The sequence below is a fragment of the Streptomyces sp. NPDC046308 genome, assembly GCF_055588065.1.
Map to the genome: position 1 here is coordinate 68440 of NZ_JBVJFB010000002.1, position 23820 is coordinate 92259.

Annotated in this window: 23 protein-coding genes; 9 read left to right on the top strand and 14 right to left on the bottom strand. The window is 71.5% G+C overall.

Translation table 11 applies throughout. The features are described from left to right. Window positions 1–112 precede the first annotated feature (112 nt). Genes hisF through hisD form a run of 8 tightly spaced genes read right to left on the bottom strand, consistent with a single transcriptional unit; the run spans window position 113 to window position 5832 of the window. The gene (hisF, locus tag ACZ6JT_RS07765) at window positions 113–868 is read right to left on the bottom strand and encodes an imidazole glycerol phosphate synthase subunit HisF (protein WP_469208380.1); all 756 of its coding nucleotides are present in this window, start codon (window positions 866–868) and stop codon (window positions 113–115) included. Further along, the gene (locus ACZ6JT_RS07770; RefSeq protein WP_469208382.1) at window positions 865–1251 is read right to left on the bottom strand and encodes a RidA family protein; all 387 of its coding nucleotides are present in this window, start codon (window positions 1249–1251) and stop codon (window positions 865–867) included. Before ACZ6JT_RS07770 ends, hisF begins: the two co-directional genes overlap by 4 nt. Then, on the bottom strand, window positions 1248–1985 hold the full coding sequence (gene priA, locus ACZ6JT_RS07775) for a bifunctional 1-(5-phosphoribosyl)-5-((5-phosphoribosylamino)methylideneamino)imidazole-4-carboxamide isomerase/phosphoribosylanthranilate isomerase PriA (RefSeq protein WP_469208384.1): 738 nt from the start codon (window positions 1983–1985) through the stop codon (window positions 1248–1250). The genes ACZ6JT_RS07770 and priA overlap by 4 nt, the downstream gene beginning before the upstream one ends. Further along, window positions 1985–2635 carry an imidazole glycerol phosphate synthase subunit HisH gene (hisH, locus tag ACZ6JT_RS07780; RefSeq protein ID WP_365482060.1) on the bottom strand — a complete coding sequence of 217 codons (651 nt, stop codon included), beginning with the start codon at window positions 2633–2635 and terminating at the stop codon, window positions 1985–1987. Before hisH ends, priA begins: the two co-directional genes overlap by 1 nt. Beyond that, a complete protein-coding gene (locus tag ACZ6JT_RS07785; protein WP_030707277.1) occupies window positions 2632–2799 on the bottom strand; it encodes a hypothetical protein in 168 nt (55 codons plus the stop codon). The genes hisH and ACZ6JT_RS07785 overlap by 4 nt, the downstream gene beginning before the upstream one ends. A 2-nt stretch (window positions 2800–2801) precedes the next feature. Beyond that, a complete protein-coding gene (gene hisB, locus ACZ6JT_RS07790) occupies window positions 2802–3395 on the bottom strand; it encodes an imidazoleglycerol-phosphate dehydratase HisB (RefSeq protein WP_469208387.1) in 594 nt (197 codons plus the stop codon). Next, window positions 3392–4513 carry a histidinol-phosphate transaminase gene (locus ACZ6JT_RS07795; RefSeq protein WP_469208388.1) on the bottom strand — a complete coding sequence of 374 codons (1122 nt, stop codon included), beginning with the start codon at window positions 4511–4513 and terminating at the stop codon, window positions 3392–3394. Before ACZ6JT_RS07795 ends, hisB begins: the two co-directional genes overlap by 4 nt. Continuing rightward, a complete protein-coding gene (hisD, locus tag ACZ6JT_RS07800) occupies window positions 4510–5832 on the bottom strand; it encodes a histidinol dehydrogenase (RefSeq protein WP_469208390.1) in 1323 nt (440 codons plus the stop codon). Before hisD ends, ACZ6JT_RS07795 begins: the two co-directional genes overlap by 4 nt. Before the next feature lie 125 nt (window positions 5833–5957). On the opposite strand from hisD, the gene ACZ6JT_RS07805 reads away from it, so the two are divergent. From ACZ6JT_RS07805 to ybaK, 3 genes are read left to right on the top strand one after another with little or no spacing between them, the layout of a single operon-like run. Further along, on the top strand, window positions 5958–7556 hold the full coding sequence (locus tag ACZ6JT_RS07805; protein ID WP_469208393.1) for an oxidoreductase: 1599 nt from the start codon (window positions 5958–5960) through the stop codon (window positions 7554–7556). A 34-nt stretch (window positions 7557–7590) separates the two neighbouring features. Continuing rightward, window positions 7591–8328, top strand: coding sequence for an LON peptidase substrate-binding domain-containing protein (locus ACZ6JT_RS07810; protein WP_030707286.1), 738 nt, complete (start codon window positions 7591–7593; stop codon window positions 8326–8328). Between the two features lie 10 nt (window positions 8329–8338). Next, a complete protein-coding gene (gene ybaK, locus ACZ6JT_RS07815) occupies window positions 8339–8833 on the top strand; it encodes a Cys-tRNA(Pro) deacylase (protein ID WP_469208395.1) in 495 nt (164 codons plus the stop codon). Between the two features lie 4 nt (window positions 8834–8837). Here ybaK and ACZ6JT_RS07820 read toward each other — a convergent pair whose 3' ends face one another. The 5 genes from ACZ6JT_RS07820 to ACZ6JT_RS07840 form a co-directional block, all read right to left on the bottom strand. Beyond that, window positions 8838–9680: a hypothetical protein gene (locus ACZ6JT_RS07820; RefSeq protein WP_469208397.1), complete on the bottom strand. Its 843-nt coding sequence runs from the start codon at window positions 9678–9680 to the stop codon at window positions 8838–8840. Between the two features lie 133 nt (window positions 9681–9813). After that, window positions 9814–10455, bottom strand: a complete 642-nt coding sequence (locus ACZ6JT_RS07825; RefSeq protein ID WP_469208399.1) for a hypothetical protein — start codon at window positions 10453–10455, stop codon at window positions 9814–9816. Window positions 10456–10502: 47 nt separating this feature from the next. After that, window positions 10503–11312: an ABC transporter permease gene (locus ACZ6JT_RS07830; protein WP_469208401.1), complete on the bottom strand. Its 810-nt coding sequence runs from the start codon at window positions 11310–11312 to the stop codon at window positions 10503–10505. Continuing rightward, window positions 11309–12346 carry an ABC transporter ATP-binding protein gene (locus tag ACZ6JT_RS07835; RefSeq protein WP_469208403.1) on the bottom strand — a complete coding sequence of 346 codons (1038 nt, stop codon included), beginning with the start codon at window positions 12344–12346 and terminating at the stop codon, window positions 11309–11311. The genes ACZ6JT_RS07830 and ACZ6JT_RS07835 overlap by 4 nt, the downstream gene beginning before the upstream one ends. 28 nt (window positions 12347–12374) lie before the next feature. Continuing rightward, window positions 12375–13682: an NYN domain-containing protein gene (locus ACZ6JT_RS07840; RefSeq protein ID WP_469208405.1), complete on the bottom strand. Its 1308-nt coding sequence runs from the start codon at window positions 13680–13682 to the stop codon at window positions 12375–12377. 219 nt (window positions 13683–13901) lie between these two features. On the opposite strand from ACZ6JT_RS07840, the gene ACZ6JT_RS07845 reads away from it, so the two are divergent. Then, window positions 13902–14069, top strand: a complete 168-nt coding sequence (locus ACZ6JT_RS07845) for a hypothetical protein (RefSeq protein WP_469208407.1) — start codon at window positions 13902–13904, stop codon at window positions 14067–14069. Window positions 14070–14154: 85 nt separating this feature from the next. On the opposite strand, the gene dnaE is transcribed toward ACZ6JT_RS07845, so the two are convergent. Then, on the bottom strand, window positions 14155–17697 hold the full coding sequence (gene dnaE, locus ACZ6JT_RS07850) for a DNA polymerase III subunit alpha (protein ID WP_469208409.1): 3543 nt from the start codon (window positions 17695–17697) through the stop codon (window positions 14155–14157). Between the two features lie 168 nt (window positions 17698–17865). Between dnaE and ACZ6JT_RS07855 the strand changes: the two genes are divergently transcribed. From ACZ6JT_RS07855 to ACZ6JT_RS07875, 5 genes are all read left to right on the top strand, one after another. After that, on the top strand, window positions 17866–19191 hold the full coding sequence (locus ACZ6JT_RS07855) for a DUF2252 domain-containing protein (protein ID WP_469208411.1): 1326 nt from the start codon (window positions 17866–17868) through the stop codon (window positions 19189–19191). Window positions 19192–19253: 62 nt separating this feature from the next. Further along, complete coding sequence (locus ACZ6JT_RS07860; RefSeq protein ID WP_469208414.1) at window positions 19254–19943, top strand: hypothetical protein; 690 nt, start codon at window positions 19254–19256, stop codon at window positions 19941–19943. Between the two features lie 49 nt (window positions 19944–19992). After that, a complete protein-coding gene (locus ACZ6JT_RS07865) occupies window positions 19993–20787 on the top strand; it encodes a DsbA family protein (protein ID WP_469208416.1) in 795 nt (264 codons plus the stop codon). Between the two features lie 159 nt (window positions 20788–20946). After that, window positions 20947–22581, top strand: a complete 1635-nt coding sequence (locus tag ACZ6JT_RS07870; RefSeq protein ID WP_469208418.1) for an alkaline phosphatase D family protein — start codon at window positions 20947–20949, stop codon at window positions 22579–22581. Window positions 22582–22824: 243 nt separating this feature from the next. Then, entirely contained in the window at window positions 22825–23778 is a 954-nt protein-coding gene (locus ACZ6JT_RS07875) for a zinc metalloprotease (RefSeq protein WP_469209578.1), read from the top strand. Window positions 23779–23820: the final 42 nt, after the last annotated feature.

Here is a 23820-nt window from a genome sequence, read left to right on the forward strand (position 1 = left end):
TGGGCAGAGCCCTGGGGCACCTCCCGGCGGTAGCCGGGGGAGAAACGGCGAAAGGGCGGGGCGGGGAGGGGGCTGCGCGCAGCGGCACCCCCACCCCGGCCGGCCAAAGGCCTCAGCGGACCGGGTGCCCCGCGTCCCGCAGCGCGGCCTTGACCTCGGCGATCCGCAGGTCGCCGAAGTGGAACACCGACGCCGCCAGCACGGCGTCCGCACCCGCCTCGATCGCCGGCGGGAAGTGCGCGAGCGCCCCCGCGCCGCCCGACGCGATCACCGGCACGGTCACGTGCTTGCGTACGGCCGCGATCATCTCCGTGTCGTAGCCGTCCTTCGTCCCGTCGGCGTCCATGGAGTTCAGCAGGATCTCCCCGGCGCCCAGCTCGGCCGCCCGGTGGGCCCACTCGACGGCGTCGATGCCGGTGCCCCGGCGGCCGCCGTGCGTGGTGACCTCGAAGGAGCCCGTCTCGGTGCGGCGCGCGTCCACGGACAGCACGAGGACCTGACGGCCGAAGCGCTCCGCGATCTCCTGGATCAGTTCGGGGCGGGCGATGGCGGCGGTGTTGACGCCGACCTTGTCCGCGCCGGCCCGCAGCAGCTTGTCCACGTCGTCCGCGGTGCGGACGCCGCCGCCGACGGTCAGCGGGATGAAGACCTGCTCGGCGGTCCTGCGCACCACGTCGTACGTGGTCTCGCGGTTGCCGGAGGAGGCGGTGATGTCGAGGAAGGTCAGCTCGTCGGCGCCTTCGGCGTCGTACAGCTTGGCCATCTCCACCGGGTCACCGGCGTCGCGCAGGTTCTGGAAGTTGACGCCCTTGACGACCCGGCCGTTGTCCACGTCCAGGCAGGGGATCACCCGTACGGCGAGGCTCATCCGGCCACCGCCCCGTACGCCTCGACCTCCACCTCGACGACCATCGACGGGTCGACGAAGCCGGAGACGATGAGCATGGTCGCGGCCGGACGGACCGCGTCGAAGAGTTCCTTGTGCGCGCGGCCCACCTCCTCCACGTCGCGGGCGTGCGTCAGGTACATGCGGGTGCGGACGACGTCCTCGGGGCCGAGCCCGGCCTGGGCCAGGGCCTTGAAGGCGACCCCGAAGGCCGCGACGGTCTGGTCGTACGGGCCGCCCGCGTCGGCCGCGGTGCAGCCGGAGACGAGCACGAGCCCGTTCGGCAGCTGCACGGCGCGGGAGTACGCGATGACGTCCTCGTAGGGGCCACCGGAGGAGATGCGGCGTACTTCTGCGGAGCTCATGCGGAGACCACCTTCAGGGCTTCTTCCAGGGTGAAGGCCTTGGCGTACAGGGCCTTGCCGACGATCGCGCCCTCGACGCCCAGCGGCACCAGCTCGGCCAGGGCCCGCAGGTCGTCGAGGGAGGAGACGCCGCCGGAGGCGACGACGGGCCGGTCGGTGGCGGCGCAGACGTTCTTCAGCAGCTCCAGGTTGGGGCCGGTGAGGGTGCCGTCCTTGCCGATGTCGGTGACGACGTACCGGGCGCAGCCCTCGGAGTCCAGGCGCGCGAGGGTCTCGTACAGGTCGCCGCCCTCGCTGGTCCAGCCGCGGCCCTTGAGGGTGGTGCCGCGCACGTCGAGGCCGACGGCGATCCGGTCGCCGTGTTCGGCGATGGCCTTGGCGGCCCACTCGGGGGTCTCCAGGGCGGCGGTGCCGAGGTTGACGCGGGTGCAGCCGGTGGCGAGGGCCGCGGCCAGCGAGGCGTCGTCGCGGATGCCGCCGGACAGCTCGACCTTGATGTCCATGGCGCCGGTGATCTCGGCGACCAGGGCGCGGTTGTCACCGGTGCCGAAGGCCGCGTCGAGGTCGACCAGGTGCAGCCATTCGGCGCCGGAGCGCTGCCAGGCGAGGGCGGCCTCCAGCGGGGAGCCGTAGGAGGTCTCGCTGCCGGACACCCCGTGCACGAGGCGGACGGCCTGACCGTCGCGGACGTCGACCGCGGGGAGGAGTTCCAGCTTCGCTGAGGACACGGTCATCACAGGGTCTCGATCCAGTTGGTGAGGAGCTGGGCGCCGGCGTCGCCGGACTTCTCGGGGTGGAACTGGGTGGCCCACAGGGCCCCGTTCTCCACCGCCGCGACGAAGCGTTCGCCGTGGGTGGCCCAGGTGACCTTGGGGGCGCGGATGAGCGGGTTGGTGGTCTCAAGGCTCCACTCGCGCGCCGCGTAGGAGTGCACGAAGTAGAAGCGGGCGTCGGCGTCCAGGCCGGCGAAGGCCTGGGTGTCGGCCGGGGCCTCTACGGTGTTCCAGCCCATGTGGGGGACGATCGGGGCCTTGAGCGGGCCGACCGTGCCGGGCCACTCGTCCAGGCCCTCGGTCTCCACGCCGTGCTCGATGCCGCGCTCGAAGAGGATCTGCATGCCGACGCAGATGCCCATGACGGGGCGGCCGCCGGAGAGCCGGCGGCCGATGATCCAGTCGCCGCGGGCCTCGCGCAGGCCCTTCATGCAGGCGGAGAAGGCACCGACGCCGGGGACGAGGAGTCCGTCGGCGTCCATGGCCTTGTCGTAGTCACGGGTGATCTCGACGTCGGCGCCGACGCGGGCGAGGGCCCGCTCGGCGGAGCGGACGTTGCCGAAGCCGTAGTCGAAGACGACGACCTTCTTGGTGGGGCGTGCTGTGCTCATTCCCAGATTCCTTGGATCCGCAGGACTCCGGCGGCGAGGCACATCGCGGAGCCGATGGCGAGCAGGACGATGACCGACATCGGCATCTTCTGCTTGTGGAAGGAGTAGACGCCGCCGGCCAGGAACAGGCCGAGGACGATCAGGATGGTGTTGAGGCCGTTCACGGCTAGAGGGCGCCCTTCGTGGAGGGCAGGATGCCGGCCGCGCGCGGGTCGAACTCGGCGGCGTAGCGCAGGGCCCGGGCGAGGGCCTTGAACTGGCACTCCACGATGTGGTGGGCGTTGCGCCCGTACGGGACGTGGACGTGCAGGGCGATCTGGGCCTGGGCGACGAAGGACTCCAGGATGTGCCGGGTCATCGTGGTGTCGTACTCGCCGATCATCGGCGCCATGTTCTCGGGCTCGGTGTGCACGAGGTAGGGGCGGCCGGACAGGTCGACGGTCACCTGGGCGAGGGACTCGTCGAGCGGCACGGTGCAGTTGCCGAAGCGGTAGATGCCGACCTTGTCGCCGAGGGCCTGCCTGAAGGCGGCGCCGAGCGCGAGGGCGGTGTCCTCGATGGTGTGGTGGCTGTCGATGTGCAGGTCGCCGTCGGTCTTGACCGTGAGGTCGAAGAGGCCGTGGCGGCCGAGCTGGTCGAGCATGTGGTCGTAGAAGCCCACGCCGGTCGAGACGTCGACCTTGCCGGTGCCGTCGAGGTTTATCTCGACGAGGACCGAGGTCTCCTTGGTGGTCCGTTCGACCCGTCCGATGCGGCTCATGCGTGCTGCTCCTTCTTCAGTGCGCGAACCGCTTCCAGGAACGCGTCGTTCTCTGCCGGGGTGCCGGCGGTGACGCGCAGCCACCCCGGTACTCCGTTGTCACGGACCAGGACACCCTGGTCGAGGATCTTCTGCCATGCGGTGTGGGAGTCGTCGAACTTCCCGAACTGGATGAAGTTCGCGTCGGACTCGGTGACCTCGTAGCCGACGGCCCGCAGTTCGACGACCAGCCGGTCCCGTTCAGCCTTGAGCTGCTCGACGTAGCCCAGCAGGGTGTCGGTGTGCTCCAGGGCGGCCAGTGCGGTGGCCTGGGTGACGGCCGACAGGTGGTACGGCAGGCGCACCAGCTGGACGGCGTCGACGACGGCGGGGTGCGCGGCCAGGTAGCCCAGGCGCAGTCCGGCCGCGCCGAAGGCCTTGGACATGGTCCGGGAGACCACCATGTTCGGGCGGCCTTCGATGAGGGGCAGCAGCGAGGCGCGGTGGCTGAACTCGACGTACGCCTCGTCCACGATCACGAGGGAGGGCTTGGCGGCCTGGGCGGCCTCGTAGAGGGCGAGGACGGTCTCCGCCTCGACCGCGGTACCCGTGGGGTTGTTCGGCGAGGTGATGAAGACGACGTCGGGTGCGTGCTCGGCGATCGCCCGCTCCGCCGCCGCCACGTCGATGGTGAAGTCCTCGCTGCGCGGGCCGGAGATCCACCCGGTGCCGGTGCCGCGGGAGATCAGGGCGTGCATCGAGTACGAGGGCTCGAAGCCGAGGGCGGTGCGGCCGGGTCCGCCGAAGGTCTGCAGCAGCTGCTGGATGACCTCGTTGGAGCCGTTGGCGGCCCATACGTTCTCCCGCGCGACCGGGTGCCGGGCCGTACGGGTGAGGTAGGCGGCCAGCTGGGTGCGCAGCTCGACCGCGTCCCGGTCGGGGTAGCGGTTGAGGGTGCGGGCGGCCTCGGCCACCCGCTCGGCGATCCGGGCGACGAGCTCGGCGGGGAGCTCGTACGGGTTCTCGTTGGTGTTCAGCTGGACGGGCACGTCCAGCTGGGGGGCGCCGTACGGGGTCTTGCCGCGCAGCTCGTCCCGGATGGGGAGGTCGTCGATGCCGACCTGGTCGTACGGGGTCACTGGCCGGGCACCTTCCATCCGAAGCGGGCCTTGAGGGCGGCGCCGTGCGCCGGCAGGTCCTCGGCCTCCGCGAGGGTCACCACGTGGTGGGTGACCTCGGCGAGGGCGTCCCGCGTGTAGTCGACGATGTGGATGCCGCGCAGGAAGGACTGCACGGACAGGCCGGAGGAGTGGCAGGCGCAGCCGCCGGTGGGCAGCACGTGGTTCGACCCGGCGCAGTAGTCGCCGAGCGAGACCGGGGCCCACGGGCCGACGAAGATCGCGCCGGCGTTGCGGACGCGGGCGGCCCACGCGGCGGCGTCGGCGGTCTGGATCTCGAGGTGCTCGGCGCCGTAGGCGTCGACGACCTTGAGGCCGTCCTCCAGGCTGTCGACCAGCACGATCGCGGACTGCTTGCCGGCGAGCGCGGGCTTGATCCGGTCCTCGACGTGCTTGGTCGCGGCGACCTGCGGCTCCAGCTCCCGCTCGACCGCGTCCGCGAGCTCCGCGGAGTCGGTGACGAGGACGGCGGCGGCCAGCGGGTCGTGCTCGGCCTGGCTGATCAGGTCGGCGGCGACGTGCACGGGGTCGGCCGTGGAGTCCGCGAGGACCGCGATCTCGGTGGGGCCGGCCTCGGTGTCGATGCCGATCCTCCCGGTGAAGTAGCGCTTGGCGGCGGCGACCCAGATGTTGCCGGGGCCGGTCACCATGTTGACCGGGAGGCAGTCCTCGGTGCCGTAAGCGAACATCGCGACGGCGACCGCGCCGCCGGCCGCGTACACCTCGTCGACGCCGAGCAGCGCGCACGCGGCGAGGATCGTCGGGTGCGGCAGGCCGCCGAACTCCTTCTGCGGCGGGGACGCGAGCGCGATCGACTCGACGCCCGCCTCCTGGGCCGGTACGACGTTCATGACGACGGAGGAGGGATACACCGAGCGGCCGCCCGGGGCGTACAGCCCGACGCGTTCCACCGGAACCCACTTCTCGGTCACGGTTCCGCCGGGGACCACCTGGGTGGTGTGCTCGGTGCGGCGCTGGCCCCGGTGCACGATCCGGGCACGCCGGATCGACTCCTCCAGGGCGGCGCGGACGGCCGGGTCCAGCTGCTCCAGGGCGGTCTTGATGGCCTCCGCGGGTACCCGGACCTGCGAGAGCTCGACCCCGTCGAACTTCTGCGCGTACTCGATCAGCGCCGCCGTGCCACGATGATGGACGTCCTCGCAGATGGGCCGCACCTTCTCCAGGGCGGCTTCCACGTCGAACTCGGCACGGGGCAGCAGATCGCGCAGGGCGCCACCCTCGGGGAGGGCGTCACCGCGCAGGTCGATACGAGAGATCACGTCCCAATTCTCTCAGACCGCCCCGCGCCACCGTTCGCCCGTATCACTGGCTGATACACGCCCCGGATGTCACAGGCCCCCGATAACTTTGATCTACACGTACATGTCAGCGGAGGGGGGCCGCCATGACCGAGGCGCGCGCGGGCGAGGAACCGGCGGATCTCACCGCTTCCGAGCACCGCATGTGGGAGGCGTTCCGCACCGGCAGCGTCTGCGACCTCAGCGCCCGCGCCGCCGACCAGGACGATCCGCACGCCGACCGCTTCTGGGGTCCGGGACGCACCGTCCGCGCCCAGGTGGTGGCCCTGCTGCTGCTCCACGGCCCGCCGCCGGTGCCGGGCCGGGTGGCCTCCCTCAAGCTGCGGGGCGTGCGGATCTCCGGGCGGCTGGATCTGTCCGGTGGGAGCGTGGCCCCGTACGTGGAGCTCCAGTCCTGCCGCTTCGACAGCGAGATCCAGCTGTCCGAGGCCCGCTTCGGCACGCTGCGCCTGATCAACTGCGCGATTCCGCGGCTGGACGCGGCCCGCCTGCACACCGAGGGCGACCTGCACCTGCCGCGCTGCCGGGTGGCGCGCGGGATCCGGCTGACCGACGCCCAGATCGGCACCGACCTGCTGGTCAGCCAGGCCGTGGTGCAGCGCGACAGCAAGGGCCGGGCGATCGCCGCCGACGGGATGGCGGTCGCGCAGGACTTCCAGGGCGAGCTGCTGGAGACGTACGGCGAGGTGAGCCTGCGCGGCGCCAAGGTCGGCGTGTCGATGAACCTGCGCGGGGCCCGCCTGTGCAACCCGTCCGGGCGGTACGCGCTGAACGCCCCGCAGTTGACCGTCGAGCGGACGCTCTACCTGACCTCGATCGCGCTGGGCTACCTGCAGGGCGGGGACGGCTCCTCCACTCCCCCGTACGGGCTGGGGCCGACCCCGGCGCGCGGGCAGCGGGCGCAGCGCTTCGAGTGCCGGGGCGGGCTGCGGCTGGACGACGGCCGCTTCGGGGACGCCATCGACTTCTACGGCGCGCGGTTCGCCCTCACGGACGAGCAGGAGATGTCCCTGCGCCGGATCCAGACCCCCGAGTTCCGGTTCGTCGGCGAACGGCCGGAGCAGGGGCGCGTCGTGGTGTCCGGGGCCAAGGTGGTGAAGCTCGTCGACACCTCCACGAGCTGGCCGGGCCCGGGCGGGGTGTCCATCGAGGGGTTCGTCTACGAGAACCTCGCACCCCGCGGCCACTTCCCGCTCGCCCGGCGCCTCGCCTGGGTGGCGGCGGCCACCCCCGAGTACTCCCCGGAGCCGTACGAGCGGCTGGCCGCCGTCCTGCGCGCCAGCGGCGAGGACGCGGACGCCCGCGAGGTGCTGCTGGCCAAGCAGCGGCGGCGCCGGGCGACGCTGCCGCCGGGGCCGAAGGCGTGGGGGTACCTCCAGGACTGGACGGTGGTCTACGGGTACCGTCCGGGCCGGGCCGCGCTGTGGATGGCGGTGCTGTGGGCGGCGGGCGCGCTGATGTTCTCCCGGCACGAACCGCCGGCCATCAAGGAGGACGAGCATCCGCAGTGGAGCGCCGCCCTGTACGCACTGGACCTGCTGCTCCCGGTGATCGACCTCGGCCAGCAGGGGCAGTGGAAGCTGGAGGGCGGCTGGCAGTGGGGGGCGGCGGGCCTCGTCATCATGGGCTGGATCCTGGCCACGACGGTGGCCGCGGGAGCGTCCCGGCTGCTGAGGCGGGGGTGACGGGGTCTGTGCCCGGGCCATTACCCTGTGCCTCGTGACCACCGTTCGCCTGCCCCTCTTCCCGCTGAACTCGGTGCTGTTCCCGGGACTCGTCCTCCCGCTGAACATCTTCGAGGAGCGTTATCGCGCCATGATGCGCGAGCTGCTGAAGACCGGCGAGGAGGAACCGCGCCGGTTCGCGGTCGTGGCGATCCGCGACGGCCGCGAGGTCGCACCGACCGCGCCCGGCCTGCCGGACCAGACGGCCCTGCCCGAGCGCGGCCCCGCGGCGGGCTTCGGCTCCGACCCGATCCAGGCCTTCCACCGGGTCGGCTGCATCGCGGACGCGGCGACGATCCGGGAGCGTGAGGACGGCAGCTTCGAGGTCCTGGCGACCGGCACGACGCGGGTCCGCCTGCTCTCGGTCGACGCGTCCGGCCCCTTTCTGACGGCCGAACTGGAAGAGCTCCCGGAGGACTCGGGCGACGGCGCGGGGGCCCTGGCCGAGGGGGTGCTGCGGGCGTTCCGCAACTACCAGAAGCGGCTGGCCGGGGCCCGCGAGCGGTCCCTGACGGGCGCGGAACTCCCCGACGAGCCGTCCGTGGTCTCCTATCTGGTGGCAGCGGCGGCGGTGCTGGACATCCCCGCGAAGCAGCGGCTGCTGCAGGCCCCGGACACGGCGACCCGGCTGGCCGAGGAACTGAAACTGCTGCGTGCGGAGACGGCGGTGATCCGCCACCTCCCGTCCCTGCCGGCGGTGGACCTGACGCGTGCCCCGACCAGCCCGAACTGACGGATCACCGATGGCCAAGAAGACGAAGCAGCCGGCCGGCACCCCGGCGGTCGTCGCCCTCACGGCGGCGGGCGTCCCGTTCACCACCCACGCGTACGAGCACGACCCGGCGCACCCCTCGTACGGCGAGGAGGCGGCGGAGGCGCTCGGTGTCTCGCCCGCGCAGGTGTTCAAGACCCTCGTCGCCGATGTGGACGGGGTCCTGACGGTGGCAGTGGTCCCGGTCTCCGGGTCCCTGGACCTGAAGGCGCTGGCGACGGCGGTCGGCGGCAAGCGGGCGGCGATGGCCGATCCCGTGCTGGCGGAGCGCACCACGGGTTACGTGCGCGGCGGCATCTCGCCGCTGGGACAGCGCAAGCGGCTGCGCACGGTGCTCGACGCGTCGGCTTCGGGGCACGCCACGATCTGCGTCTCGGCCGGCCGCCGGGGCCTGGAGGTCGAGCTCGCCCCGTCGGACCTGGCCACCCTCACCTCGGCGGTCCTGGCCCCGATCGCCCGTTCCTGACGACCTAAGGGCGTTCGAAGGCCTGGAGCACCCCGCCGGCCGAGAAGCACAGGGCGCCGGTCAGCGTCCCCCAGTTGGCGAGGCCGGCGTTGACCAGGTCTGCGGTGGCGGGCCGGGTGAAGGCGGCCAGGGCCGCGAGCATGAACAGCACCGACCCGAGCTGGTTCACGGCGACGATCCACCAGCCGAGGCTGCGCGAGCGCAGGCAGGGCCAGGGCCGGTGGCAGATCTCGGCGAACGCCAGATGCCCGGAGACCAGGAACAGCACGCAGCCGATCACGTCGGGCGTCCAGATCAGCCGGTTGACCTGCTGGACGCTGAGCCCCTGCAGGAACGAGTCGAGCAGGTTGACGCCGAACACGAGCGTCCCGACGAACAGCACGAACGTGCTCAGCCAGTCCAGGCGCGTCGGCTCGTACCCCCACCACCTCCAGTCGGCCGTGACCAGCCGGCCGCCTTCCGGGGTGTGGCGGGGCGCGTTCAGCACCTGGAGGAGGGAGGTGTAGCCCCCGGTGTTGAAGAAGAGGCCGCCCGCGAAGTAGATCGCGGCGCTTTCGAGGGTGTCGCCCGAGCCGAACTGGGAGACGGCGGCGCCGAGGGCGAAGAGGGCTCCCCCGATGACGAACGCCCCCGAGGCGAGGGCGTTGAGCCTGCGCAGGCGGCTGAGCGCCTCGGCATCGGCGGTGGTGGTCCGCTCGGCGCTCTCCCCGGGACCGCGGACGGAGAGCACCCCGCGCCGGCGCGCGAGCCGCGACTCCCACACCACCGTTTCCCCTTCGGGCCGGTACCAGGTGCGCCGGGTGGTGAACGGTCCTGCGCCTTCGGCGCGCTGCTCGGGCTGTCCCACGGCCCGAGCGTAGGGGCTCCGGCCTCCCCACCGTCCGAGGCGCGGGGCCGAATCCGGCCCCACCGGCGTTTGAGGCGTGGGGGTACCCCCGGACGGGGTCCGGGGAAGGGTCCGGGGCGGAGCCCCGAATCCTTCAGCCGCGCGGGGGCTCGGCGTCGGCCTGCGGGGACTGGTAGTAGCCGGACCAGCCGTAGTCCGGGGCAGGGTCCGGTTCGCGTGGGGCCCACAGCGCCGTGAGGCCCAGGTGGAGCAGGACCGCGGCCATCGGCCACGCCAACAGCGCCCCGTGCGCCAGCAACTGCAGCGGTGCGTCGAACGGCACCCCCTGCCCCGCCTTGGCGGCGGCGGCCGCCAGGTCGGAGCCCGGCCCCAGCCACAGCCCGAACCGCCACCCCACCAGCGCGGCGAAGCAGGAGCCGACGGCGAGCCCGATCACCAGCGGCACGCCCCCGGCCCGGCGCCACAGGAACACGGCGACGGCGCTGAGCACGCCCAGTCCCACCGACAGCAGGACGAAGGTGCCGTCGGAAGCGATCCGCGCCTCGCTCTCGCTGTTGCCCAGGAAGACGGACTGCCCGTTGGCGACGTACTGCACGCGCGGCGCCAGCCACACCCACAGCGCGCCGAGGAGCAGGCCGGCCACCCCGATGGCGAGGGCGACGACGGCCGCGTCCCGGATGTCCTCCGGGGTGACGGCCCGGGCGGTCCCGCCCGGCTTCTCGGGCGGGAGCGAGGGCGGGTCGAAAGGAGACGGCGGGGTCACGGCTTCGGTCACCCCCACATCGTGCCAGGTGCGCCCGGCGGCGGCGTCGCCGGACCGCTTCAGCGGACCGCGGCCCGCCGGTACGCCCAGGTGGCGACGGCCAGCGAGAGGACTCCGACGGCCCCGCACACGCCGAGGTCGAAGGCGACGGCCGCCCAGTCGGGTTCGGGGGCGAAGGTCCGCGCGAACGCCTCCACCCCGTACGTCGACGGCAGCAGGTCCCGCGCCCACACGATCACGTCCGGCATCCGCTCGGGCGGCAGCACCCCCAGCAGCAGCGCCGCCGACATGCCGAGCTGCCCGGCGAGCGTGGCCAGCTCCTGCCGCGGCGCCAGCAGTCCCAGCGCCGCGCCCAGCCCGGCCAGGGCGGCCCCGGCCAGCGGCACCACGGCCGCCAGGATCCACAGCCCGCTCATCGGCAGGCCGAAGAGCACGCACCCGAAGACGGCGGTGACCAGCGTCCCGGGCAGCGTGAAGGAGGCGTACGCGGCGGCCGCGCCGAGCACCACCGACGCGGGCGGCACGGGCAGGGTGGCGTAGTGGTCGAGCCCGCCGCTCGCCCGCAGCTGCCCGAAGTACTGCGCGAGCAGGTTCAGCGCGACGAAGGCGACGACCAGCACGGACGAGCCCGCGACGACGGCCCGGGCCTCCGAGCCCCCGTCCACCACGCCCCGCATCAGGATCATGATCCCGACGGACTGGAAGGTGGCCACGAAGAGCAGCGGTATCCGCGCCACCCGGGCCCGTGACAGCTGGGCCCGGTACACGGCGGCCAGCGCGGGCAGGAACCGCGCCCGCGGAGCCAGCGGCGCGGCGCGGAGCTCCTTGGCAGGGGTCGGCAGGACAGTGCCCGCCGTACGGTCGCTCACGACTTCACCAGGCCTTTCGTCTTCCCGCCGAGAGCGAGGTACACGTCCTCCAGGCTCGGCGTGGCCAGCGTGAAGTCGTCGAGGGCGGCGAAGGCCGGCCCGCGGGTCACCGAGGCGACGGCCGCCCGGGCCTCGTCCGGCGCGAGCCGCAGGACCCAGCGCCGTCCCGACTCGGCGGCGTGCTCGCGCAGCGCCGCGACCTCGGGGACGTCCAGCGGAGCGGTCTCCCGCCACACGAGCTCCAGCCGGACCTCGCCCGAGACCTCGGCCTTCAGCCCGGCCGGGGTGTCGCAGGCGATGACCCGGCCCTGGTCGATGACGGCGACCCGGTCGAGGACCGTCTCGGCCTCGATGACGTTGTGGGTGACGAGCAGGACCGTCGCGCCGTGCTGTGCGCGGCGCCGGTCCACGGCGGACCAGACCGCCCGCCGGGCCACCGGGTCCATGCCGGTGGTGGGCTCGTCGAGGACCAGTACGGGCCGCTCCCCCACCAGCGCGGCGGCGAAGCAGGCGAGGCGGCGTTGGCCGCCGGAAAGTTTCTTCAGGGGCCGTCCGGCGATCCCGGTCAGCCCGAGCTCCTCCAGTACGGCGTCGCGCGCGGCCCGCGCCTCCCGTGCGCCGAGCCCGCGCAGCCGCCCGGTGGTCTCGGCGGCGAGCGCCACCGTGAGCTCGTCCAGGGCAGTGGACTCCTGCCCCAGGTAGGCGAGCAGGCGCGAGGCCCGCTCGGGGTGGCGTACGAGGTCGTGGCCGAGCAGGGTGACGGTGCCCGCGTCGGGCCGCATCAGGCCGGTGAGCTGACGGACCAGGGTGGACTTGCCGGCGCCGTTGGGGCCGAGCAGACCGAAGATCTCGCCGCGCCGCACGTCCAGGCAGACGCCGTCGTTGGCGCGGGTCTCGGGGAGTGCGGGGGCCCCGCGCCGGCCGCGTACGGCGGGATACGTCTTGACCAGGTCACGCACCGCGCAGATCACGTCCGAAGCCGCTCCCGCGGCCGCCGCCGTGCTGTTTTCCGCTTGTGCTGTGCCCGTACTCACGAGGGAGCAGCCTACGGGGTTCCCGCCCCTACTCGGCCGCCGGGGTCAGCGGGGCGCCGACGTCGCCGGTGCCGGATCCGGGCGCGGCGGCCGGTACGGCGGCCACGTGCTCGGCGGCCGCGCGGACGTCGATCTCGCGCCAGAACCCGGCGCGGATGGCGTAGCGGTCGTGCTCGTCGATCTGGTCGTCCTTGTGCGCGAGCAGCCCGAACCGGGCGGCGTAGCGCAGCAGCTCGCCGTCGATCCGGTGCGGGATGCGCGGGTACATGGTGGCCAGCTTCTGCAGGTGGACGGTCTCGGGGAGCCGTTCCATCCAGCGCCGGGCGAACACCTGTCCCACCTCGAACGGGTCGCCGCCGACGGTGGTGATGTCCTCCTCGCGGTCCGCCCAGCGCTGCTCGGCGCTGGTGAGCTGGGCGAGGGTGGGCAGCGAGGCGGTCTCGGCGGGCTCGCCGAGTGGTCCGGCCCGGTCGATCCAGCCCTTGTCGGAGGACCAGCGCAGGGCGCTGGCGGGGGCCGGTCCGGCGGCGGCCCCGGCGGCCCCGGTCTGCGGGCCGGAGGCGCGGAGGGCTCCGGCGAGGTCCTTGGGCGTCGGCACGGCCTTGCCCCCGGGGGCGGCCGGCGCCGGTACGGGTGCCCCCTCGCGGTCGTCGTCGTCGGCGGCGGCGGCGGCGCCGTTGCGGGCGGCCTCGGCGAGCGCGGCCTCGGGCAGCGGGGCCGAGAGGATGGCGGCGATGTCGGGGCGCGGCGCGGGCGGCGGCGAGCACAGGCCGGTGAGGTCCTTGGCGCGGACGGCCCGGGTGATCCAGGCCCGGTCCAGGACGCGGCGTTCGTCGGCCTCGGCGACGAGGTCCTCGGACTGGTTGTAGTCCCCGTCGGCGGCCTGGACGGCCCACAGGTGGACGGCGACCCCGTGTTCCTTGGCGGACATCAGGCCGGGCAGCAGGTCTCCGTCGCCGGTGACCAGGACCACGTCGGAGCAGGCGCGGTTGCGGGCGAGCTCGGTGAGCTCGGCGTGCATGGCGGCGTCGACGCCCTTCTGGGCCCAGCGGCCGTCGCTGCGGGTCAGGGCGCCGAGGCGGACGGTGACGCGGGGCATGACGCGCAGCCGCCGGTGTTCGGGCTGGGGCACCCGGTCGGGTGCGCCGTCGAACCAGTAGATGCGCAGCAGGGGCTGCTCGGTGTCGGCCTCGGCCCGCTCGCGCAGGCCCTGGATGAGGGCGGCATGGTCCACGGTGATCCGGGAGCGGGAGGGCTCCCCGGCGAGAAGGCTGGCGGCGGCGCCCAACAGGTAGCCGGCGTCCACCAGGACGACGCAGCGGTCCACGCGTTCCACCCTCTTCCCTGGGGGTCCTCTGTGTTTCGGCGGGTGCCCCGAGTCTGCCCGACCTCAAGGGTGTTGAAGGCCGGAACTCGATCATCGGCGTGGCGGATCTCACGGAGGGGCCGGGAACCGCACCCGGCTACGCGCAGTAATGATCCAAAATGCGCGGTTTCGGGCGCTGTGTGAGTGTGAAGGCGGTCCTGGCCCCTAGACCCTCACGGAGGTTCCACCATGGCCAAGAACAAGAATCAGAAGCAGCCGTCGAAGCAGCAGCAGGCCCGCTCTTCGCAGGACCCCTCGAAGGGCTCGATGGGCAGCCCGGGCGAGTCGGTGAACCCGTCGCCGAGTCCGATGGACATGGCGCACAAGAGCAAGCAGAAGAAGTTCGGCCACAACTGACGCCGCGCGACGCGATGTGACGGAAGGGCCCTCCCGGTGGTGCCGGGCGGGCCCTTCCGTAGGTGCGGCGCCGGTGCGCGTGTCGCTATCCGGCCAGGCAGGACGGCCCGAGCAGCACCTTGAGGTCGCCGAAGAGGGCCGGGTCGGGCTGCACGCGGTGCTTGTCGAGGCGCAGCACGGTGGTGGTCCGCGGCCCCTGGAGCTTGATCCGCACCTCGGTGTTGCCCTTGTGGTGGCGCAGGATCTCGCCCAGACGGGTCACCATCGGCGGGGTGACCTTGACGGTGGGGATGGTGAGGACCACCGGGGCGTTGGTGCCGGCCGAGGAGAGGTCGGGGACCATCATCTCCATGGCGACCAGGCGGGGGACGTCCTCGCGCTTGTCGAGGCGGCCCTTGACGAAGACGACGGTGTCCTCGACCAGCTGGGTGGAGACGAGCTGGTAGGTCGCGGGGAAGAACATGCACTCGATGGAGCCGGCCAGGTCCTCGACGGTGGCGATGGCCCAGGCGTTGCCCTGCTTGGTCATCTTGCGCTGGAGGCCCGAGATGATGCCGCCGATGGTGACGACCGCGCCGTCGGAGTGCTCGCCGCCGGTCAGCTGGGAGATTCCGGCGTCCGTCTTGTCGGAGAGCACGTGCTCCAGGCCGAAGAGCGGGTGGTCGGAGACGTAGAGGCCGAGCATCTCGCGCTCCTGCGCGAGCAGGTAGGACTTCTCCCACTCGACGTCGGAGAACTCCACGTCGAGGCCGAAGCCCGGCTCGTCGCTCGCGCCCTCGTCACCCATGCCGCCGAAGAGGTCGAACTGTCCCTCGGCCTCCTTGCGCTTGACCGCGACCACGTTGTCGATCATCGACTCGTGGTGGGCGACCAGGCCCTTGCGGGTGTGGCCCATCTCGTCGAAGGCGCCGGCCTTGATCAGCGACTCGACGGTCCGCTTGTTGCAGACCACGGCCTCGACCTTGTCCAGGAAGTCGGGGAAGCTGGAGAACTTCCCCTTGGCCTTGCGGGTCTTGATGATCGACTCGACGACGTTCTGGCCGACGTTGCGCACCGCGGTGAGCCCGAAGAGGATCACGTCGTCGCCCTGGGCGGCGAAGTTGGGCTCGGACTCGTTGACGTTCGGCGGGAGCACCTTGATGCCCATGCGCCGGCACTCGTTCAGGTAGATCGCGGACTTGTCCTTGTCGTCCTTGACCGAGGTGAGCAGACCGGCCATGTACTCGGCCGGGAAGTTCGCCTTGAGGTAGGCGGTCCAGTACGAGACCAGTCCGTACGCGGCCGAGTGCGCCTTGTTGAAGGCGTAGCCGGCGAAGGGGACCAGGACGTCCCACAGGGCCTGGATGGCCTGGTCGGAGTAGCCGTTCTTCTTGGCGCCCTCCTGGAAGATGACGAAGTTCTTCGCCAGCTCCTCGGGCTTCTTCTTGCCCATCACGCGGCGCAGGATGTCGGCCTCGCCGAGCGAGTACCCGGCGATGATCTGGGCGGCCTTCTGGACCTGCTCCTGGTAGACGATCAGGCCGTAGGTGACCGCGAGCACCTCTTCGAGGGGCTCCTCCAGCTCCGGGTGGATCGGGGTGATCTCCTGCTGCTTGTTCTTGCGCAGGGCGTAGTTCGTGTGCGAGTTCATGCCCATCGGGCCCGGCCGGTACAGGGCCGAGACGGCGGAGATGTCCTCGAAGTTGTCGGGCTTCATCAGGCGCAGCAGGGAGCGCATGGGCCCGCCGTCGAACTGGAAGACGCCGAGGGTGTCACCACGGCCGAGCAGTTCGAAGGTCTTGGGGTCGTCGAGCGGGAGGGCCAGGAGATCGATGTCGATCCCCTTGTTGGCCTTCACCATCTTGACGGCGTCGTCCATGATCGTGAGGTTGCGCAGGCCGAGGAAGTCCATCTTCAGCAGGCCGAGCGACTCGCAGCTCGGGTAGTCCCACTGGGTGATGGTGACGCCGTCGGTGTGCCGCACCCAGACCGGTACGTGGTCGGTGATCGTCTCGCTGGACATGATCACGCCGGCGGCGTGCACGCCCATCTGGCGGACCAGGCCCTCGACGCCGCGCGCGGTGTCGATGACCTTCTTCACGTCCGGCTCGTTCTCGTACATCGAGCGGATCTCGCCCGCTTCGCTGTAGCGGGGGTGCGAGGGGTCGAGGATGCCGGAGAGCGGGATGCCCTTGCCGAGGACGTCGGCGGGCATGGCCTTGGTGAGCCGGTCGCCCATGGCGTACGGGTAGCCGAGGACGCGCGCGGAGTCCTTGATCGCGTTCTTCGCCTTGATGGTGCCGTACGTGCCGATCATGGCGACCTTGTCGGCGCCGTACTTCTCGGTCACGTACCGGATCACCTCGACGCGCCGGCGCTCGTCGAAGTCGATGTCGACATCGGGCATCGAGACGCGCTCGGGGTTCAGGAACCGCTCGAAGATCAGACCGTGGGTGAGCGGGTCGAGGTCGGTGATGCCCATGGCGTACGCGACGATCGAGCCGGCCGCGGAGCCTCGGCCCGGGCCCACCGCGATGCCCTGGTTCTTGGCCCACATGATGAAGTCGGCGACCACGAGGAAGTAGCCCGGGAAGCCCATCGAGATGATCGTGTCCATCTCGTACTCGGCCTGCTTCATCCGGTCCTCCGGGATGCCTCCCGGGTAGCGGCGGTGCATGCCGCGCATGGTCTCCTCACGGAACCAGCTGACCTCGGTGTGGCCTTCCGGGATGTCGAACTTCGGCATCAGGTTCCGGAACTTGAACATGCCCTCGGTGTCGATCTGGTCCGCGACCAGCTTCGTGTTGGCGCAGCCCTCCTGCCAGGCGTCCGAGGAGTCGATGGCGTACATCTCGTCGGTCGACTTCAGGTAGTAGCCGGAGCCGTCGAAACGGAAGCGGTCCGGGTCCGAGAGGTTCTTGCCGGTCTGGATGCAGAGCAGGGCGTCGTGGGCGCCGGCCTCGCTGGCGTACGTGTAGTGCGAGTCGTTCGTCACGAGCGGCGGGATGCCGAGCTTCTTGCCGATCTCCAGCAGGCCGTCACGGACCCGGCGCTCGATCTCGATGCCGTGGTCCATCAGCTCCAGGAAGTACCGGTCCTTGCCGAAGATGTCCTGGTACTCGGAGGCGGACTTCAGGGCCTCGTCGAACTGACCGAGGCGAAGGCGCGTCTGGAGCTCGCCGGAGGGGCAGCCGGTGGAGGCGATGAGCCCCTCCGACCACTTGGAGATGGTCTCCTTGTCCATGCGCGGCCACTTCGTGAGCCAGCCCTCGGCGTACGCGTCGGAGGACAGCCGGAAGAGGTTGTGCAGGCCGGTGGCGTTCGCCGCCCAGATCGTCTTGTGGGTGTAACCGCCGGAACCGGAGACGTCGTCGCGCTTCTGGTGGGGCTGGCCCCACTGGATGCGGCGCTTGTTGCGCCGGGACTCGGGGGCGACGTACGCCTCGATGCCGATGATCGGGGTGACGCCGGCCTTCTTCGCGGAATGGAAGAAGTCGTACGCGCCGTGCAGGTTGCCGTGGTCGGACATGGCGATGTGCGTCATGCCCATCTCGTTGCACGCGTTGAACATGTCCTTCAGCCGCGCGGCACCGTCCAGCAGCGAGTACTGGGTGTGGACGTGCAGGTGCGTGAACGGCGGCTTGGTCACGGTGTGAGTCCTCCGGAGGGGAGAGAGGGGGCAGCTCTGAATCCTACGTCGACCGGGTGACAATCCACGGGCACCGACGGGTACGGTCGTGCGTTGCAGAACCAAGGACACACCTGTCCGGAATGCGATCGACACCGATCCGCCCCGCACCACCAGGAGGCATCCGCCATGGCGGTTACCGAGACGACAGACGAGCAGCGCGCCGAGCAGATCCTCGACGTGTTCGACACCGCCTTCGGTGAGCTGCTCGCCGCCGACCCCGCTGCCTTCCAGGTCAAATTCCGGAAGATGGCGGCCTCCGCCTTCGCCTTCTACCGGGGCACGGCCTGCCTCTTCTACTCCGACCTGGAGCGGGACCGGCACGGCGGCCCGTACCTGGACGAGCGGACGGGCCGGGTGTGGATCCACGGCGATCTGCACGCCGAGAACTTCGGCACGTACATGGACTCCAACGGCCGGCTGATCTTCAACGTCAACGACTTCGACGAGGCCTACGTCGGCCCCTTCACCTGGGACCTGAAGCGCTTCGCCGCCTCCGTCGCCCTGATCGGCTACACCAAGGCGCTCAGCGACGACCAGATAAGCGAGCTGGTGCGGATCTACGCCGTCGCCTACCGGGAGCGGATCCACCGCCTCGCGGCCGGGGCCAAGCACGACGACGTGCCCTCCTTCACCCTGGACACCGCCGAGGGCCCGCTGCTGGACGCGCTGCGCTCGGCCCGCTCCCGCACCCGCTTCTCCCTGCTGGACTCCATGACGGAGACACGGGACTACGAGCGCCGCTTCACCGCCGGCGGGGGCTCCATCGAGCTGGACGCCGCCACCCGCTACAAGGTGCTGGCCGCCTTCGACGGGTACCTGGAGACCCTGCCCGACGAGTCCCTCGTGCGGCCCGACTCCTACCGCGTCAAGGACGTGGTGGGACGCCGGGGCGTCGGCATCGGCTCGGCGGGCCTGCCCTCCTACAACATCCTGCTGGAGGGGCACAGCGACGCCCTGGAGAACGACGTCGTCATCTACCTCAAGCAGGCGCAGACCCCCGCGGTGTCCCGGCACATCACGGACCGGGCGGTGCGGGAGTACTTCCGGCACGAGGGGCACCGTACGGTGATCTCCCAGCGCGCCCTGCAGGCCCACGCCGACCCGTGGCTGGGCTGGACCGAGCTGGACGGGGCCGGACAGCTGGTGGCCGAGGTCTCCCCGTACGCGGTGGACCTGGACTGGTCGGACCTGGACGACCCGGAGGAGATCGCGGCCGTGGTCGCGGACCTGGGCCGGGCGACGGCGACCATGCACGCGGCGGCCGACGAGGCCGAGAGCGGGCACTCCCTGGTGCCGTTCTCCACCGAGCGGGCCATCGACGCGGCCATCGCGGCCGATGAGGAGGGCTTCGCGGAGCTGCTCGTGGACTTCGCCCACGCGTACGGCGCCCGGGCCCGCGCCGACCACCAGATCTTCGTGGACCTTTTCCGCAACGGGCGTCTGACCTCGTAGTTCGTGCCCGCGACCAGGGCCTGAACGCGGCTTTCACAGGGACGCATGGCAGACTCGCGGCGATGGACATCTCAGGAGTGGGTCTTCGGGGGCTGCGGGCCGCGCTGTTCAGCGCGCTCGTCGTGCTGCTCTCGGCCGGCTCGCACGTCCTCATGTCCCGCGTCCCGCTGCCGCCCGCGCTGGTGGGCGGGGCCTTCGCCGCCGTGTTCGTGATCGCCTACGCGCTCGCGGGCCGCGAGCGGGGCTTCGGCCCCATCGCCGGGCTGCTCGTTCCGCTGGAACTGGCCGCCGACACCGTCTTCACCTCCGGCCAGCACCTCTGCTACGGCCCGGCCGGCGGCCCCGTCTCGGGTCCGCTGCGCGCCATGGGCCTGGACGAGCTGTGCGGGGGCACGCCCGTGGGCGGGCCGCTGACCGAGGTGGCCGGGCCCGTCACCGATCCGGCCGCGCTGCTCGCGGCGCCCGGGCCGTGGACGCCCTGGCTGCTGCTCGGCGCCCACGTCTCGGTCGGACTGCTCGCCGCCGCATGGCTGCGCCACGGCGAGCGGGCCCTGGGGCGGCTGCTGCGGGCGGTGGCCGCCTTCGCGTTCCGGCCGCTGCTGCTGGCGGCGGCCTCGGTGGCGGCCGCCTCCCGTCCGGCGCGGCGGACGCCGCGGCCGGGCCGCGCGGGCACCGGGGCCCGTACGCGATTCCCCGCGCACTCCGTGGGTCGGCGGGGACCTCCCGTGCTCGGCGCGCTCGCGCGCGCCTGACGCACGTAAGGCATCCCCCTTTGACACGTCACACCCCACGGAGATCACGATGAGTTCACGCAACAGCCAGGCGAACAAGGCAGCGGCCCGCGAGCGTCTGCGCGCCGAGCGCGAGGCCCAGGCCAAGAAGGACAAGGTGCGCCGCCAGGTGATCGTGGCGGGCGCCGTCCTCGCCGGGCTCGGCCTGATCGGCGCCGTCAGCTACGCGGTCGTGCAGATGAACCAGCCCGACCACTGGGAGAAGGCCGCCAAGGCCGAGCTGGTCAAGCCGAAGAACACCGAGGGCGAGGACGGCACCACGGTCGTCATCGGCAAGCCCGAGGCCAAGAAGACGCTGGAGCTGTACGAGGACTCGCGCTGCCCGGCCTGCGCCGCTTTCGAGCAGGCGGCCGGCGAGCAGATCAAGAAGGACGTCGACGCGGGCAAGTACAAGCTCCGGTACATCGGCGCCACCTTCATCGACAACGCGGTCAAGGGTGAGGGCTCGAAGAACGCGCTGAGCGCGCTGGGCGCGGCGCTGAACGTCAGCCCGCAGGCCTTCCTCGACTACAAGGCCGCCCTGTACTCCAAGGAGCAGCACCCCGAGGAGACCGTCGACAGCTTCGCCAAGGACGAGTACCTGCTGAAGGTCGCGGACACGGTTCCGGCGCTCAAGGGCAACGCCGAGTTCAAGAAGGCCGTCGAGGACGGCACCTATGACCGGTGGGCCATGGACATGTCGAAGGCCTTCAACAAGTCCGGCGTGACGGGGACCCCGACGCTGAAGATGGACGGCAAGAAGATCGACACCCCGCAGACGGCGGAGCTGTTCACGGCCGCGATCGACAAGGCCCTGCAGGGCTGATCCCCGGACATTCCGGGACACGCTTCCCGGAAGGCCGCGCCAACGGGCGGGCGAACTCCCGGAGTTCGCCCGCCCGTTGCCTTCCCCCGTCTGTTCCCCCGGGTGTACCCGTCGGTAATGTGACCGGTCGTGACCAGTCATCTCATCCCTTCTCAGACCGTGGCGACTCCCCGTCGCCGTACGGTCGTTCTCGCCGCCGCGGCCACGGCCGCGCTGGCCCCGCTGACCTCGCTCGGCGCCTCGGCGGCCCACGCGGCGACGCAGGGCGCGCCCGCCTTCCTGCACGGCGTCGCCTCGGGCGATCCGCTGCCCGACGGGGTCCTGCTGTGGACCCGCGTCACCCCGACCCCGGAGGCCGTGCCCGGCTCCGGCCTCGGCCCGGCCGTCCAGGTCGGCTGGGAGGTGGCCTCCGACCAGGCCTTCTCCCATATAGTCGGCTCCGGCACCGTCACGGCGAGCGCCGCCGGCGACCACACCGTCAAGGTGGACGTGCGGGGGCTGCAGCCGCAGACGCCCTACTGGTACCGGTTCACCGCCGGCTCCGCCGTCTCCCCCGTCGGGCGCACGCTGACCACCCCGGGCCACGACGTGACGACCTCCGGGGTCCGCTTCGGCGTGGTCTCCTGCGCCAACTGGGAGGCCGGCTACTTCTCCGCGTACCGCCACCTGGCCGCCCGCACCGATCTGCACGCGATCCTGCACCTGGGCGACTACGTCTACGAGTACCAGACCGGGGGGTACCCCGAGGCGAAGTACGTCGTGCGCCGGCACGAGCCGGAACACGAGATCGTCTCGCTGGCCGATTACCGCACGCGGCACGGCAAGTACAAGACGGACGTCGACCTCCAGGCGCTGCACCGCGCGCACCCGGTCATCGCCATCTGGGACGACCACGAGTTCGCCAACGACACCTGGGCCGGCGGCGCCGAGAACCACACGCCGGGCGCCGAGGGCGAGTGGGCGGCCCGCGCGGCCGCCGCCAAGCAGGCGTACTTCGAGTGGATGCCCGTACGCGCCTCCGTCGCGGGCACGGTCTACCGGCGGCTGCGCTTCGGCACGCTCGCCGATCTGCACCTGCTCGACCTGCGGTCCTTCCGTTCGCAGCAGGCCAAGGTGGGCAGCGGCGCGGTGGACGACCCGGAGCGCACCATCACCGGGCGCGCCCAGCTGGACTGGCTCAAGTCGGGCCTCACGGGCTCCAACGCGACCTGGAAGCTGGTCGGCACCTCGGTGATGATCTCGCCGGTGGCCTTCGGCTCGCTGCCCGCGCACCTGCTGGCGCCGCTGGCGAAGCTGCTCGGTCTGCCCGAGGGGGGCATAGCGGTCAACGTGGACCAGTGGGACGGGTACACCGACGACCGCAAGGAGCTGCTGGGCCACCTGAGGGACCGGAACGTCAAGAACACCGTGTTCCTGACCGGCGACATCCACATGGCGTGGGCGAACGAGGTCCCGTTGAACACGGCCACGTACCCGGGTTCGGGGACCGCCGCGACCGAGTTCGTCGTCACGTCGGTGACCTCCGACAACATCGACGACCTCCTGCACGTGCCCGCGGACACCGCCTCACTGGTCGCCGAGACGGCCGTCAAGGCCGCCAACTGGCACGTGAAGTGGCTCGACATGGACGCGCACGGCTACGGCGTCCTGGACGTGACGGCGGAGCGCTCGCAGATGGACTACTACGTGGTGTCGGACAAGCGGCGGCAGGACGCCACCACCGCGTGGACCCGCTCGTACCGGACCCTGAACGGGACGCAGAAGGTGGAACGGGCGTACCAGCCCGTCCACTGAATCATCTGATTGACCGTCAAATATCTCGTCGCATGGGGCGCCTGGTTCATACCAGGGGCCCCATGTGCGTTTCCGGCAACAAATCTTTTACGCACAACACTTGACCTGAATATGTCATGCACACATAAGCTTCCCGCCAGCTGAAGAAGATCCTTCAGGCCATCACCCCCCACCACCCCCCACCCGCGAGGAGCACACGTGCGCGCGAATGCCCGCATATCCCCCCTTCTTCGCCGCCGCCTGATGGGCACGGCGGTTCTGGCCGGAACCCTGGCCTTCACCCCGCTCGCGGCCCCCACCACGCTCGCCGCGGCCAAGGCCCCCGCCGAGCAGTGCGCCGAGCAGCCCGCCGCCGGCGGCGCCGCCAACGCCCGCGTGAGCCGCGTGCACGACGAGCACGCGAACGAGCCCAACGCGATCACCGACGCGCAGGCCCAGGTCATGGACGCCGACCTCAAGTCGAAGCTGGACAAGGCCCTCAAGAACCAGCCGCAGCGCAGCCTGCGCGCCGCCGAGGCCGCCACGACCATCCCGGTCTACTTCCACGTGATCCACTCCGGGAACACCGGAAAGCTGACGTCCACCCAGATCAACAACCAGCTGGCGGTCCTCAACGCGGCCTACGGCGGCCAGGGCACCGGCAACGTCAACACGAACTTCCAGTTCACCCTGGCCGGGACCGACTACACGGACAACGCCGGCTGGTACAACCTGGCCGACGGCTCCACGGCCGAGAAGGACATGAAGAACACCCTGCGCAAGGGCGGCCCCGGCGCGCTGAACTTCTACACCGCCAACCTCTCGGGCGGCCTCCTCGGCTGGGCGACCTTCCCGACCTCCTACGCCTCCAGCCCCAAGATGGACGGCGTGGTCGTGCTCGACTCCTCGCTGCCGGGCGGTTCCGCCGCCAACTACAACGAGGGCGACACCGCGACCCACGAGGTCGGCCACTGGATGGGTCTCTACCACACCTTCCAGGGCGGCTGTAACGGCAACGGCGACTACGTCTCCGACACCCCGGCCGAGAAGACCGCGGCCTTCGAGTGCCCGACCGGCCGCGACAGCTGCACCAGCAAGTCCGGCGTGGACCCGATCCACAACTTCATGGACTACACGTACGACTCCTGCATGTACCAGTTCACCTCGGGCCAGGTGGCCCGGATGAGCAGCAGCTGGACGGCGTACCGCGCGGGCTGACCCCCCGCCACGACGAAGGGCACGGCCCGGCATCCGCCGGCC